Source organism: Desulfoluna sp. CLI2B (assembly GCF_056847375.1).
The window spans coordinates 2766235-2779820 of sequence record NZ_CP186557.1 but is presented as its reverse complement, the minus strand read 5'-3'; the positions used below and the strand labels follow the sequence as shown (position 1 = coordinate 2779820).

The 13586-nt window shown below is 53.5% G+C and carries 14 protein-coding genes; all 14 read left to right on the top strand.

What is annotated here, in order from left to right; genetic code table 11:
• The first annotated feature begins 9 nt into the window (after nt 1-9).
• The 14 genes from ACOYW2_RS13110 (at nt 10) to ACOYW2_RS13045 (ending at nt 13229) form a co-directional block, all read left to right on the top strand.
• Nucleotides 10-1059, top strand: coding sequence for a hypothetical protein (locus ACOYW2_RS13110; RefSeq protein ID WP_482770703.1), 1050 nt, complete (start codon nt 10-12; stop codon nt 1057-1059).
• 41 nt (nt 1060-1100) lie between these two features.
• Complete coding sequence (locus ACOYW2_RS13105) at nt 1101-2576, top strand: hypothetical protein (RefSeq protein WP_482415959.1); 1476 nt, start codon at nt 1101-1103, stop codon at nt 2574-2576.
• 24 nt (nt 2577-2600) lie between these two features.
• Complete coding sequence (locus ACOYW2_RS13100) at nt 2601-2843, top strand: hypothetical protein (RefSeq protein ID WP_482770702.1); 243 nt, start codon at nt 2601-2603, stop codon at nt 2841-2843.
• A gap of 70 nt (nt 2844-2913) precedes the next feature.
• Complete coding sequence (locus ACOYW2_RS13095; protein ID WP_482770701.1) at nt 2914-3237, top strand: hypothetical protein; 324 nt, start codon at nt 2914-2916, stop codon at nt 3235-3237.
• Between the two features lie 61 nt (nt 3238-3298).
• Nucleotides 3299-4522 carry a chitinase gene (locus ACOYW2_RS13090; RefSeq protein WP_482770700.1) on the top strand — a complete coding sequence of 408 codons (1224 nt, stop codon included), beginning with the start codon at nt 3299-3301 and terminating at the stop codon, nt 4520-4522.
• 32 nt (nt 4523-4554) lie between these two features.
• Nucleotides 4555-4980, top strand: a complete 426-nt coding sequence (locus tag ACOYW2_RS13085; protein WP_482770699.1) for a hypothetical protein — start codon at nt 4555-4557, stop codon at nt 4978-4980.
• Nucleotides 4981-5058: 78 nt separating this feature from the next.
• On the top strand, nt 5059-6288 hold the full coding sequence (locus ACOYW2_RS13080; protein ID WP_482770698.1) for a hypothetical protein: 1230 nt from the start codon (nt 5059-5061) through the stop codon (nt 6286-6288).
• A gap of 36 nt (nt 6289-6324) precedes the next feature.
• Entirely contained in the window at nt 6325-6840 is a 516-nt protein-coding gene (locus ACOYW2_RS13075; protein ID WP_482770697.1) for a hypothetical protein, read from the top strand.
• Between the two features lie 260 nt (nt 6841-7100).
• Nucleotides 7101-7640 (top strand): hypothetical protein, encoded by a 540-nt coding sequence (locus ACOYW2_RS13070; RefSeq protein ID WP_482770696.1) that lies wholly within the window; start codon nt 7101-7103, stop codon nt 7638-7640.
• Nucleotides 7641-7686: 46 nt separating this feature from the next.
• Nucleotides 7687-7884, top strand: a complete 198-nt coding sequence (locus tag ACOYW2_RS13065) for an RING finger domain-containing protein (RefSeq protein WP_180141788.1) — start codon at nt 7687-7689, stop codon at nt 7882-7884.
• A 317-nt stretch (nt 7885-8201) separates the two neighbouring features.
• Nucleotides 8202-10331, top strand: coding sequence for a DUF6765 family protein (locus ACOYW2_RS13060; RefSeq protein ID WP_482770695.1), 2130 nt, complete (start codon nt 8202-8204; stop codon nt 10329-10331).
• Between the two features lie 154 nt (nt 10332-10485).
• Complete coding sequence (locus ACOYW2_RS13055) at nt 10486-11055, top strand: M35 family metallo-endopeptidase (protein ID WP_482770694.1); 570 nt, start codon at nt 10486-10488, stop codon at nt 11053-11055.
• 149 nt (nt 11056-11204) lie between these two features.
• The gene (locus ACOYW2_RS13050; protein ID WP_482770693.1) at nt 11205-11678 is read left to right on the top strand and encodes a hypothetical protein; all 474 of its coding nucleotides are present in this window, start codon (nt 11205-11207) and stop codon (nt 11676-11678) included.
• 1005 nt (nt 11679-12683) lie between these two features.
• Nucleotides 12684-13229 carry a cytidine/deoxycytidylate deaminase family protein gene (locus ACOYW2_RS13045; protein ID WP_482770692.1) on the top strand — a complete coding sequence of 182 codons (546 nt, stop codon included), beginning with the start codon at nt 12684-12686 and terminating at the stop codon, nt 13227-13229.
• The last annotated feature ends 357 nt before the right edge of the window (nt 13230-13586 follow it).

Sequence of the window (13586 nt, the reverse complement as noted above, 5' to 3'; positions counted from 1 at the left end):
GATGGACCCATGGATACCTTGCACATGGTGTGGATCGGAGACCCGGTTCAACATGAAGAAAATGCCCTGATGCTGCTGACCTCCATCGTCAACGACCCCGGCCTTGCCGCGGACAAGTCCCTGAAGATCAAATTCTGGTGCAACGGGGACAAGGTCGAGGACTTGACCCAGATGGTCAGGAAACTGGAGGCAGCCGGTGAAGAAAAGAAAGCCCTTCAACCGACCGAGGTGGTGAATGTCGATACCATCCTGGAAGGCGATATGAAAAACGGATTCCGTTTGACCTATGAGAATTTCGACGGCCAGGTCTTTGTGGAAAAAGAGGGGGCCGTCAAGGAGGCGGCGATGGGCGTCAAGCGGGTGTACGACAAGCTTAAAACCGTGGCACCGGTGTCGGCGAAGGACCTCATCGCCCAGTACATCATGTGGAGGGAAGGTGGGCTTTTTCTGGACACGACCATGGAACTGGCCGACGGAAAGGCACTGCTTGCAACCCTGAGCCATGGGGAGAGCTTAAGCACCGTGCCTGTTTTACTCGATGTTTCCCAGAATTATCCTGATTTTCTTCAGACCAAGATGGATACCGATGAGGAAGACCAGGGGATCGCCTATGAATGGAGCTGGATGAATATTGGCCTCTACAGCTCTGACTTTGGGCGTTACGTTCATGAGTACAAAAATAATCTCGAGTGCTGGGCGTTGCGCGCCACCGTTTCAAACCGTCGGATTTTTTCCGTGACGCTGGGGCGTCTTCTCAGGTTTTGGGAGACCGTCTATTTTCTTGATCCTCCGGTGAAAGGGACGGAAGAGGAGGTGGAGGACTTAAAACAAGCCATGGCGGCCGGAAAGGGCAATGAAACCCGTGCCACGATGATCGGGGGCTCTATTACCTACAGCCTGTACGAGGGCATGAAAAATGCCACAAAAAAGGGATTTGATATTGAGCGCGGGCTCCCTTACTGGGTGGAGGACTACTGCTGGACCGGGAAAAAGGAGTCGGGAAAGGTGACCATTGATGCCCTGGGCGTCACCAAATGCTACCAGGGCAGCTGGCGGTAGCAAACGTGAATTGAAACGTTTCATAACATGGAGGAAACACCATGCCTACGAGCATTCCCTATGATCCGTCCCTTGTGTTGGGCAACATCGTCAAACCCGAAAAAATAAAGGCCCTTGAGCACATCGCCACCCTTCAGAAACCCGTGGACGATGCTCAGCGGGAGCTCAATGCCCTCATCCTTGCAAAGCGAAGCATGGACATGACGATCCAGGAAATGATGAACATGAACGTGGATGCCAAGGATCTGGATAAAGTGGCCAAGGAGGTCGAATCCCTGAAAACCTCCATGGCCAATGCGGCCGTGGATCTGGCCAAAAAAACCATCGACGCCCAGAACAACATCAAATCTGCACGGGACAGCCAGAAGGAAGACAAGATAAGCGCCAGCGTTGAAAGTCCCATTGATTACAACAAGTCCGCCATCAAGCAGATGCCCCTGTCGTCGGACTCCATGATCATGGATGCCCAGTACTTTCGATTTGAGTCCAACAAGCAGAGCTCGGACGCCCATTCGAGTTCCATCGCCACCTACGTTTCGGCCCAGACGTCAGGTTTTCTTGAGCCCTCCTACGGAGCCTCCGTGGGGTCGTCGGCCAAGAGCGCCATGGAGAGCCAGCATGCCAACCACAAGCTCGAAGGCACCCTGGTGATTACCGCCAACTGCACCCACAAGATCTGCGATATCTTCGCCCCCTTTGTCCTGGACCCGGAAAAGGGGATCCGAGCATGGAATGTCTACTGCCCGGACCGGAAAATCAATACCGACGACAACACCTCTATGGACCAGGCCATCGAGGGCAAAGACGCCGACACCCCGGGCATGCAGCTCCTCTCCGGTGCCTCCTACGGGTCGAGTTTTGTGGGCCTGGTTCATCTGCTCAAGGACGAGAAGAGCGACTCCTCCCAGTCGGCAAGTTCCCTGGCCGAGTCCCTCAGCACCTCCATCAGCGAAAACCTGTGTCTCTCCAACTACAGCGGGAAGTTCGGCCTGGATTCCTCCTTTGCCGACAGCGTCAAGAGCCTTTTGAGCACCTCCAACCTCCAGACCCATGCCAGCGTCATCACCATGGGTCTGATTCCCTCCATTGTTTCCAACAAGATCGAGACTTCGGTGCAGAACCTGAAGCCGGATCCCAAGGAGGTGATGTCCCAGCTCGCCGCCATCCAGGGCTCCAGCGATTCGGAGGTGAACACCATGGGCTCTGCCGCGGACAAGGCCAAGGCCGGTGAGAGCTTTATGCAGTTGAACAATTCCTACGTCAAAAACGTGGTCTCCAGCCTCGGGGCTTACGACGACAAGAACAACAAAGTCATCGACACCAACTCCCTCATGACGGCCTTTGAGGACTACGTGAAAAAAGCCATCGCGGGCAAATGCGGCGTTCCCATCAACTTTTTCCTGAAGCCCATCACCTCCCGGCAGCTGGCCGAGGCCTGGCTCAACAAGTTCTACCCGGGACAGTTCATCGGGGAGAGCTCCGGTGACGACCAGTCCAAAGGCCCGGCCAAGAAGTAACAGATCCGTCAAGGAGCACAGCATATGTTTGTTTTGAAAAGCAGCGATGGGCAGCACACCCGGCTTGGGACGTCCACAGGCAACCGGCGGGATAACCCGGACGGAAGCTTTTGGGTCTCCGGCTGGGGCCCGATGACCCAGGGTAGTGTCGGTGTGGGCGGTTTCTATTTTTTGAGCGATTCAGACGCCGCGAAGTTCATGCCCGTGAAGGTGACACAGATCGGCGGACGGGGCATTGGCGGTATCTGCTTTGAACACACCGGGTAAGGGCAGAACGAGGCGCTGATCGAAGACACCTGGTCAGCCATGAGATGAAAAGACCTTGGAGGGCAATGCAATGAAAACATGGATTGTGTTTCTGATGTGTCTCTGGTTGCCCCTGGGGGCATCGGCTCGGATGATCTCCTTTGACCAGCATGTCTGCGACACCTCCACGGTGTCCTGCTCCTTTATCAAGGAAGATGCCGATCATGTCAGGCTGACCATATGGTGGGGCACCGGAAAAGGCCAGTATACCACTTCGTATCTCTGCAAAAAAGTCGTCATGGAAGGAGCTAACCTGGCCAAAGGATTCGCCCTTTACGTGGGCACCACGGATCACATCAACATCAACGAGATCCTACCGAAACTGGGCCTGCCCGATTTCACGGAAGACAATTGAGCGCTCAGCCCGGTTTTTTTCATGAAAGGTGGTTTATCTTTATTTAACCCAAGGAGCCATTATGGTGACATTTATTTCATCGGAAGGCACGCAATGGTACGTCAAGATGACGCTGGTCTCGGAGGAGAAAACAAGGACTCTTAACCTTGACTGCTCGGACAACGTCGCCTTTGATACCCGGTCCGGCGGGTCCGTGGACGGGGCGTGGAGCGAGGTGGCGGTCTTCGGGCACAGCCTGCGTTTTGCAAAGGAGGGAAAAACCTTCACCATCTCGGCCAACATCACGGACGGCAAGGCTTTCACCGTGTGCGGAGAGACCGTGGGCACGCCCGAGGTATCGTCCGGGGAGTCGGATCAGCCCCATGAAGGGGGCAGCGTCGACCCGGTAGAGATCTCTGATGGGGAAAAGGGCGAGCCCCTTGCGTTTCATCCCCTGGAATCCTGGTTCACACCCAGCGTCTGGGACGAGCTCTTTCCCCATGCCAACCATCAGTGCTTTGAAGGCGTCAAACCCTACAGCTATGCGTCCTTTGTGAAAAACGTTCGCTATTTTCCGGGGTTTGCCTCAGGCGAGGAAAAAGAGCAGAAAAAAGAGCTCGCCGCCCTTTTCGGCATGGCCCTTCAGGAGGTGGGGGGCAAGTCCCTTCGTGACGGAGGCCCCATTGTCCTTAAGGGGCTGACACAGACAAAGGCCTACGGCTTTTCCGAAGCCTCCTGGACCAACGAGCCCAGCCACAAGTGGAATCTTGCCTTCTCCAGCGAGCAGGGTCACGAACGAAGCCGGGTTTACGATACCGGTTACCCCCTGAAACCCAACCAGAAGTACTTCTCCGGAGCAGGAATCCTCCAGCTCAGCTATCCCGTCAACTACGCCCGCTTCAGCCAGTTTTACTACGGAGACAAGGAGGTCCTCCTTAACGATTCGGACCGGGTGAGGAAAGACCCCGACCTGGTGGTGGCCTCGGCCCTGTTCTACTGGATGGCCCAGGCCGGGACCCGCCCCTCCTGCCACTGCTGCTTTACCGGCAACCCGGTTAACGACACGGACAAAGCCTGCTACGAGCGCATCACCAACCTGGGCTACAAAAAAGGCCTGGCCATGGCCATCGCTGCGGTGAACGGCATCGAGTGTGCCATCCCCGCCGATTACCGGGTAGGCACCCGGGTGAACGGTTATTTTGAATACGGCAAAGCCTTTGGCCTTACGGAGGACGAATTGCTGGAGGATTGCTTTGTGGAGACGGCGGAGATGGCGGGGAACCTGCATACCGCCGGGATTGCCTGATGCCCTGCAATCATTGACAAGGGGAGAATACCATGAACCGGAAAACATGTTTCAGGCCGTCTGTTGTGTGGTGCCTCATTTTGTTCATCAACGTACTCATCCTGGCGGGAATCGGGTGGGCTGCCTTCGGGAACACCGGGGTGAACGACCCCACGGAGACCACGGGCCGGATCATCGCGGAGCTGAAGAAAGTCAGGGTAAAGGCAGAGGCCGACCCGGGCGGGGCATGGGACCTGACCCACGGGGAGTACAGCAAGCTGTTGACCTCCATGATCGATGAGGCCACCAAGGCCTCACGGGATCAGCAGTCCTTTGCCGCCCACTCCTTTCACATTGTCCTGGGGGCCATCCTCGGCTTTCTTTCGGCGTCGGCGACCATGGTTTTCCAGGGAACAGGGGAGAAGCCCCATGAGGATTCCCCTCCATCCGGGGCGGACGAGGCCGATGGGGGGACATAACGGCCTTGTGACCATGGGATGCGGCGTTTTGAGCGCAGGGCTCATTGGATGGGGAGGGCAGACATCCTCGGAATCGGTGTGCTGACGAAGGAGGCCATCATGAAGGTCCGGAGGGCGTATTTCAAAACCTGTGACGACATTCCGGATATCCGGAACCTGCAAGGCGACTTCAAACCCATCGATGAATATGGGTTCGAAACCTATCTGGATCTGTGGTCCGAGCGGTTTTTCGGCAAGGATCGCTTTGATTTTGCCGTGTGGGGGGCTTACGAAGAAAACACGTGGAACTACACCGCCTATCACAGGGACGGGTTCAGGCTCAGGGCTTCCCAGACCAAGGGGGATATTGAGTTTACCCACCGGGTCACCGGCGGCTCCCACGGCAACGTGCCGTTCCAGGCATACCGGGATACCTTTCTTGGGGGGCCCATGTTCAAGGAAAACCGGCCCATTCTGACGGATATCGCCAATCCACTTTTTTCCGTTGTGGATCACAACAGCGCCCATCACATGGCCTACATTCTTGCCAACAAGGGCTTTCGAGGCCACGAGGACAAGGCGTGGCGCCGGGTGGTCATTAACTTCGACAATCACAAGGACTATGAAGCCTTCAATCCGGATGCAGACTCCATCTGCTGCCAGAATTGGGGCCAGGCCTTGCGACCGCGCCCGGACGACAAGACCCTTCATCGGGATCATCCCGTGTCTCGGTACGTGGTCCTGGGCCTGGGCAGCACCATCGCCAACGTGGTCTCCTGGGGGCTCGGCGGCATTCGGTATCAGGACAAGGTGGATCTTTCCCAGGAGATTTTACTTGCCAACGCCCTGCGCAAAAGCCTTGAACTCGGGGAACCCCTGGAAAATTACCTGTTCCATGTCACCGTGGACCGCGATTTCATGAAAGGCAGCTACACCCCCTATGGCGACGGCCCCCATTACCCGCATGAAGGCCGCAACATGGTGCTTCAATGCCTTCATTTTCTCAAGCAGCGCGGGGCCACACTCGGCGGGTTCGACGTCACCGGACTTCCCTGTGGTTCCAGCGTCTGGTTCAACACCATCGTCCCTGTTATCTACGCGCGGTGGGTCGCCGACAACCCCATGTCTGAATCGTTTATGAGGGAACACTGCATTCCCGTGGAATACGTTGCCAAGGTCCATCGGATCTGCGATCGGCTGAGCCTTCCCCGTCGTCCCCTGGACGAAGAGCCCCAAGCCCGGGTGCTGATGAAAATTCAGACAGCCCTGGCCTTTGATCAGCTGTGCGACGACGTCAGATGCTTTTACGATGCGATTCTGGCCTATTGATGCCGTTTCTTTAATCAACCAATTAAGGAGAACACCATGATTGTTGAGCAGAAGAGTGAAAACAGTGTGAATGCCTTCGGGGTGTCCTGGGGACACTACTCAGAAAACCAGATGCCGGTAACGGTATCCTTGGGCACGGACAGCCTGGGGAGCTGCTTTGCCTTTATCCGCGTAGACGAAGCACAAATGCTAAGAGTGATCTTCGCCCATGTCTCCAGCGACGGGGAGACCGATACCCTTTTGAACAGGAATTTTGCCGTCTCAGGTCTTTTGACCCCCGCCAATAAGGAGATCCAGTACCTCTACGTGAAGGGCAAGGAGCCCAATGACAACACGGAGCGGCGGATCGAAAGCCTTAAAGACAAGTACGGTGGCGCCGTTTACCAGAAAGCGGACTATGCCGGAGTGGCCCTGTCTCCCTTCAAAAAGGCGGACGGCAAGATTGTGATCACCCACTGCAAATCCATTACGGCAAGCAACAACAACACCTATGTCACCAACACGGAAACCGCCAAATTATGGGCGGGCACCCATGGGCTTGAGTCCATGTAAGTGGCTGGTGGTGAATGGCCAGGAGTGAATAGTGAGTAGAACCGTCTGAACCGCAGCGAATTTACGATACCCCGCAGGGCGCGCCGTGCGCACCGCCATAGCAACATCCCACACCACACCGAATCCTCTCCAGCCTGTAGGGTGCACTTCGTGCACCAGATTGCTCCCGCCTCAGAACCGTTGTCGCGATGTCGATCATGCAACGAATCACCATCCATGCCCCCTGACTTTTCCCAAACCCAAAAATGGAGGTAACAACCATGCCGATGTGTGGTGCAAGACCCGCTTATCCTTTCAATGACATTTTACCCGGTGCTGTCGGCCAGAACGCAAGGCACCATCTTATCCCTTGGGCCCAGGTGTGTGCGGTGGGGCGGGATTACATCATCAATGAGCAGGCCAGAATCCAGGCTGTTTTTGACCACTATGATGCCGCCAGCCTGCTGGCAGCAAATCTGGGGGGATGGGGAGGGACCGGGCAGGCAAAGGTTCTTGCCGGTGGCGACGGGCTGATCAACCAGATCCTTGTACGAAATGGCGAAGCCTTGGAAGTGTTTGCCGGTTTGTTGTCATGGCTGCCCGGAAACCTTGTGGTTGGACCCACCGTCAGGCCCCTGCACCCGGATCCCGGTGAGGCGTTCGATGATTTTGCCTGTGAAAGGAGAAGCGCTACCGATGGTGAGTATGCCGGCCTGAGGGTGGAGTGGGAAAATGCGGACGATCAACAAAAATTTGAATTGATCAAAGACCTGGCGGGAAAAACCATGCTCAATGACAGCGCCAATGCCGGACTGTGGTGATTCCAATCCATGTACTTTTTAGTAAACCCCACAAAAGGAGATTCCCATGACAACCTGCACGATATGCCTGAAAAAATTCCAGAAGGGCGACAACATCAGAACCCATGACTCCGACGCCACCGGGGAGACAGTGGCCCATCCGTTCCACGAAGAGTGCCTTCGGGAGTGGTATAAAACCCGGGACACATGCCCCATATGCCGGGATCGCATCGATTGGGATGACTGGATCATCGTGGAGATATGACGGGGATTCAACGAAAAAAGAACGTACCTGGCGGTCTGCGCTGGCTTATTCGGTGGGGAGAACGCAACCGCCAGTCTTGATGTGGGCCGGTGTGGAATGTTTCGTCTATTTATCTCTCTCCCTGTGACCAAAAATTGCTTTCATTGCCATGTAGGATTGGCAAAGCGGAGCGTGCCCATCTTTTATCTGAATCACCCCACCGGCAATTTTCATGCGCTACATATGGGCACTCGATTCGTGAAATATTCGAGCTGCCAGAAGTAAAATGCAAGGACGACAAATCGTTTTCGTGACGTCTACCAAGAAGGAGACGAGATATGAATATCGATTTTCATTACTACGCAACATACACCGCTGCACGCATTGCCGGTTACAGCTTTTCAGAAGCCCAGACCATCGCCCACGCCGCACAGTATGTGGACGAGTCCGACCGTTCGTTGTTGCAGAGTGAGGCCGGACAACCCCATATAGGTGATTTTGAGATGGTTCCCACCGTGCAGACCAATGAGGAGATCGTCAAATACAATACCATTGCCTGGTCGGGTACTCACCTGGACGAAACCATGAGCGTCTGGATTCCGTTTCATTTTCTACCCGGCAACTACGGGCATGACCACACGGTTGGGTATACCGGGCCCATGGAGGATCACGGTTGGACCAACCACTGGGTGTTCAACCGGGAGTCGGAGCAGAAGTTTAAGCTGATATGTCTGCCCAACAGCCTGCTCCTTGGAGAGATGATCAACAACGTGGTGGAGGCGCACGCCGACAATCTGCAGATGCTCGGCCTGCGTATGCATATTTTGTGCGACACCTGGGCCCATTGCTATTATGCGGGTATTCCTGCCTGGTTCATGAACAATGCAGGTGAAACGGTGATAAGCATCGCTCCCGACGGATCCGAGCAGGAGGTTGCCTGGAAACGTGTCTGGCCTCTGGGGGATCTGTTCAACCCGGAGATCGCCACCCCGGCTCTCCCGGCGTACAACTCCTACGCCTATCTCGGCCACGGGCGCATGGGGCACCTGCCGGACTATCCCTACATGGCGTACCGTTACCAGCCCCAATGGTCCGGGCAACCCATCATCAAGGACAATCGCGACTTTTTTATGCAGGCGTTCAAGCAGATGGTCCAGGCCATGACCTGCGTCCGCAACCGCACCCCCTTTACTGTGGAGACCTACGCCCCGTTGGACAGCGCCACCGAACAGGTGATCCGCGAGATCCTGGACACCCGTGAGCCCGATCAGTGTGAGGCCTGGAGAAAAAACATCGGTCGCATCCTGGTGAACGGGCAGGCGCTGGATGTACCTGAAACCTTTGAGCGCATGCAGTGGTTGAATGAATACCTCGCCAGCAGCGACAAAACCGGAACGTCGTATTACCGGTTCAATCGGGCGGCTGTGGACCATCTGGGACTGGTCCATGGCCATCTGGAGAGCCAGGGGCTTTTCTTTCTGTCCGGCGACGAGGGGCCCAACACCGTCAGCATGCGGTTTCGCAACCGGGACGGCGCCTGCATCGGTAAGATGTCCGAAAGCGCCTATGGCATAGGCAGTTCCCAGTACTATCCCCGCATGAGCAATATCGGCCTGACCCACAAGATGATCAAACCGGACGGTGGCCCGCTACGCTCCGGGGCGGTGACGGAGATCAAAACCACCGAAGATGCTGTCGGTGAATACGCCTTCTTGGGCGCCTGGGAGACGCCGGCCCTCTACTATTACACCAAGGATTATTCGGTCAACAAGCAGCGCTGGATCATCGAAAAGAGCGATCTCAGCCAGGACGACGTGATCCGCCCCGGTGATCGGGTATACGTCAAGAACCAGAATTTTACCGACAAGCCCTACCTGGCCGCCTATCAGTATGGCGACGGCTACCAGTACCTGACCACCATCGCCACCCAGGTGGAGTGGGATCTGGAAGAGGGCCCCATGCCCGGCGGGGTACCCGTCCAATACCGCACCAGCGATGTGACCCTGCAAGGTGGCAACGGCCAGTTCATCGGCGCCATGCAGGAGGAATCCCTTTTTCCCTCCACGCAGTATTTCCCCAAAATGCGCACAGCCGCCATCACCGTCTCGCTTATCCATGCCGACAACGAAGACTCACGGGATGTAGCCCGGCATGGTGCATCCATCAAGATCAAAACCAACGAATCAGCAACCGGTAATTACTGTTTCCTCGGCGCCTGGTCCACCCCGTCTCTTTACTACTACACCAAAGACTACGACACCTCCAAACAGGGCTGGACCCTGGAGAAGGTCAACCTGGAAGATGGGGAAGAGATCCGAGCCGGTGACCGGGTGCGGATCAAAAACCATCACTACACCGACAAACCTTACCTCGCCTGGCACCGAACCGCAGGTGACAATTACCTGACGACCATCGCCGATGCCAACAGCGACGAGGCGATATGGGTTGTGGGTGTCAAGATGGTTTAGAAGCAAAATTTTATGGGATTGGGTAGGGCTATTTATTTTATATGTGGAGGCTTTCCCCTTTTTCCAATGGAACCTGGCAACGGTCGAATGTTAGCTAAGGAACAGGTCATCCTATAACACAATACAACACAAAAAAAGATGAGGAGGAGTAAACATGGCAGTGACGTATGAAGACTTTAGTGTGTCAGAGCGGGTGAAACTTGTGAACGCCGTCACCAAGGCATTGGAATTGTCGGATAAAGCATGGAAAGACAACATCAAAGATAAAAAATGGGACCAGGCTTTAACTCCAGCCTATGCCAAGTGGTTCGGGGCGGTGACGAAAGATCGGTTCACCAAGGTATGGACGGTCGTAAATATTGTTAATTACGCGCTTCATTCCCAAAAGATAACTTGGAAGAGGGTGTCCGGAGACCCCAATAATTATGGCGCAGCACTCAGGCCTCCCGGAGGCTGGAGTATTCAGAGTGTCAAACAGATCATTGACTCAGGGTATACTGTTAAAATTGGCGATGCTTTTTTTAACGGCAATACGGATGAACAGTACAATACAATTATTCATGAAGTATCCCATATTGTGGCAGATACGGAGGATGAGAAAAATCCCGATACCAATGTCGTGGCCTACGGCACGGTGAAGTGCACCACCCTTAAGACAGATCACCCGAATAAAGCCGTTACGAATGCCGACAACTACGGGTATTTTCACCTTGAATTTAAGTAGTAGAGAGTTGTTTTGAGATTCAAAGGAGGGGTTACTCCAACCCCTTCAACCAAAATATGGATGAGAAAACCGCAAAATCAGGCAACGCTTACCTCCCATTGATTTGGGAACAGGGTGTGCTGTCAATTTAATTAATCATGGAGGCTAAAATGGCTAAACTTTTTTTGTATGACGATGCTTCAACAACAAGAGATACGTTAAGAGTCATGGAAAGGAAAGGGTATACATGCACAGCATTAACTGAAGATCCAGATGTTTTTTGGAATTCGATGACGGATTTAGAAGAAAATAGCACTTTCGTATTGCTGAGTCATGGAGATAAAGATGGCCCTTTGGCTGTGGCAGGTACTGTAGGAGACGACATTGACCTTGATCGGTTTGCTGATATTATTTCGGATAATAATTTAACATTATATCTGCTCTCCTGCCATACTGGACTCGATCCCTGTGGGACGACCTTAAATGGTAAAAATCTCAGTTTTGTTGCGCCTAAAGGAACTGCTGTATTCCAAACAGTTGGTGATGAAGTAATAACCGTATTGTCCAAAGATGATCAAACATACCCCGGATGGACTGGTCCGCTTAGTCCGAATAGGGCAAGCAAAGCGCTTTCTCTTCCATAATGCATTGTGAGAAGTGAGATGGGGTCGCGTGTTGACATTGGACAAGTTACCTATGATAGTCTTCCACTGGCATTTCAGAATCTTCATGAACGGCAATTATGACGGCATTTCTCTTAATGACAAATCAAATCCGTATCACCCAATCCAATCAATTAACACACAGACTGTTATTCTCTAATCCCGCCGATGCAGCAATATCCTGTTGGGTGCGCTCTGCGCACCAACGGCCGAGCATGAACCGAATGGACCACATTTTGAGATGGCGATTGCGGGGTAATGGTTGAGAGAGAGGCCGTTGGTCTGCGTGATGACTGATGGTACGGGGACCGTACCCTATGATTTCGCTTGGGGATTTTGACTTTGAAGACTTTTGTCTACATTTTGTTAAACATCAAGACGCGACCTCTGTTCACAGGTTTTTTTGGTTTTGGTCCTGTGGATTAGGTCTCTTGATTACTCTGTTTACTTACGTACGGCTCAAGGGAGATGTGAGTTATGTTTGCGCTCTTGAAAAGGGACGACAGCATGGGGGCACGAATGTCTCCTGCTCAAATGGTCGGGACAAGGAGGGCGAGTGGGGGGATGAGAGTGACGTCCGCGGCCTCTTCTTCAAAATGGGGAGTTCAAGGTTGCAGAAGAACCCGTCAATCCACTTTACCTATTCAATACAAAGTTTCCTTTAACGGTAATATGTATGAGTCAGAAGATCGGTTTCGTCTGTTTCGGGATTTGAAATGGGACGAGAATGAAGACAACGGTCACTCAGGTCAGACAGCCAGAGGGGTCCAGATTGCTGAGTTAAAGGCACTTCTTAAAGAGTTGACAGCAAGTACTGAAACGTACAGACTTTGGAAATGATCACGTGGCGCAGAACGATCCCATTACCCAATGAAGGGGACCTTTGGTCTGAGCGGTTCTCGGGAGCAGGATCTGGCATTACTGGGAGAGTTGAAGCAAGAGGCTGGGGATGTTAAGGGGCTCATTGGGGGGCAGGAATTTCAGAGCATGAAAGCAGGGGACTATATTTTTACGACCGGCAACACCGACCAGTACCAGAACAGGGCGCCTGATCTGGGGGGGCGGAAAAAAATCAATTTCAATCAAGGCGTCGATGGGGAACACACGAAGTATATCGTAAATCCGACGCCCTTTTCCGCTCACTCCCATGCCGAGATTATCCTGTTGGCACGGTTTATTCGTCAGGTTCTTTCAAAAGGATTTACCCAGCGCCACCTCTCCTTAGCCGGACGTCGTCTTCCCTGCGGTCATTGTCAGCAGGTCATCAATCGGTTCCTTGTTGCTAATCAGGGTGAGATTACTTTGGATTATGTAAAGGCACAGCAGTTGGGGACTCTGGATATCGATAATAACCAGGTCAAAGATCCACAGAATTATTCCAATGCATTGCAACATATTGAAGGTGACGTTACCACTGCGGCTATTGAAGCGGCTTATGAAGATAAGGATTCTCCTGTAGATTTCCGCACCAAGGCGTGGTTGAGCCGTATGATCGAATCCGTGATTCCCTATGCTACCCGGCAGGTGGGGTGACTGGGCATTCCAAGGGGAAAGCGTAGCCTCTCCGCTTCTGAGAAGGTGAGAAGGGGTCGCGTCTTGACATTAGACAAATCGCCTAAGTGAATTTTACTGCCTTAAGGGGATTCTTCCATAAACGGTGAAAATGAAGGCATTTTTGTTGACGATAAACCAAACTTATATCACCTATCCCTATCGATAACATGCCGATAGTTTGTCTTATACAGATCGAATCAGTAGCCTTTTGTAGGGTGCGCTCTGCGCACTACTGACCCTCCATGAGTCGTTTTTACCACATGTTGATATGGCGGTTGCGGAGAAATGGTTGAGGTAAAGAGCTGGCGGTTTGCGTTGGCTTTAAAGGTGCGCGTC